2 protein-coding genes are annotated in these 1,119 nt (G+C 65.5%); both read right to left on the reverse strand.

Annotation, left to right across the window (positions count from 1 at the left end; translation table 11 throughout):
* Positions 1-96 precede the first annotated feature (96 nt).
* Positions 97-537 (reverse strand): DUF2721 domain-containing protein, encoded by a 441-nt coding sequence (locus tag ACYPYD_RS26070; RefSeq protein ID WP_285017067.1) that lies wholly within the window; start codon positions 535-537, stop codon positions 97-99.
* 18 nt (positions 538-555) lie between these two features.
* On the reverse strand, positions 556-1,119 hold a 564-nt coding region (locus ACYPYD_RS26075; protein ID WP_459666536.1), incomplete at its 5' end, for a class I mannose-6-phosphate isomerase.

The raw sequence follows: 1,119 nt of genomic DNA on the forward strand, positions 1-1,119 counted from the left end.
ACCCGGCCTCCCATCAAGTATACTTCCGTGGGAGGCCGGGTGGGGGCGTGGGCCGGTGCCACGAAATTCGCCTGCGGCGAATTTCCAAACGGATTCTCAGATGTGGCGATGAAGTTCCAGATAGTCGCTGGGGATGCGCAGTGCGTCGGCCGCCACCTGCGTTTCGCGCAGGAACAGGACGAGCGCGAACAGCAGCAGCACGATCGCGGCAAGGAACGTCACCGCCGCCGCCGCATGCCAGTCCATTCCGCCAAGCCCGGAAAGGAACAGCACGGCCACCGTCACGCCGATCGCCAGCGCCGAGAGCACCATGTAGCGCACCGCATGGGTAATCAGCGTCATGCGCCGGTTCACCAGCCGCAACTCGCTGACCACCATGTCGTGCTCCATCCCCTGCGTGGTGCCGTGCCGCTCCTGCAGGATGCGCGCGCGATCGACCACGCGCCCGAGCCGCGTCGAGAGGATGTTGAGGATATTGCCGATGGCCACGAGCACGAAAACCGGCGTCAGTGCCAACTGGATGGTCTGGACGATCATGTCTCCCTTCATGCACCGTCAGGACGCGATTTTACAGGGCCTCGTCAGCAGGCAAACGCCGTTTTCCGCAAATCGCACGTCGGCTAGGCTCATCGCCAGCGCACAGCTGCCGGGCGCGATGGACTCGCCCGCGACTTCGACCGCGCCCTCGCGCGGGATCACCAGCAGTGCATCGGGATAGCGCATTGCGATCTCCTGCGACGGCATGCCCGCGACCTGGTCCAGCACGAAGAGCGGGCCATCGACCAGCACCTGCGAACCGTCCAGCGGCACGTGCCTGAACCATTGCTCACGCGAGTACGGCTCGCCGTGCGATACCGCCATCCCGTCCTCCAGATGCAGCTCGCGCGGGCGGCCGTAGTCGTAGAGGCGATACGTGACGTCGCTGTTCTGCTGCACCTCGATCAGGCTAACGCCTGCGCCGATGGCATGGACGGTATTGGCCGGGATGTAGAAGAAATCGCCCGGCACGACCTCGTGCCAGGTCATCAGGTGTTCGATCGACCCGTCGAGCGCGGCGGCGCGCATCGCGTCCTCGCCGATCTCCCGGTCGAAGCCGATGCCCAGCTTGCCGCCCGGCTC

The sequence above is a fragment of the Novosphingobium sp. 11B genome (genome assembly GCF_054589055.1).

Bases quoted from the DNA above. Each gene is read 5' to 3' on its own strand.
- ACYPYD_RS26070 (WP_285017067.1), bottom strand. From the start codon at position 537: ATGATCGTCCAGACCATCCAGTTGGCACTGACGCCGGTTTTCGTGCTC.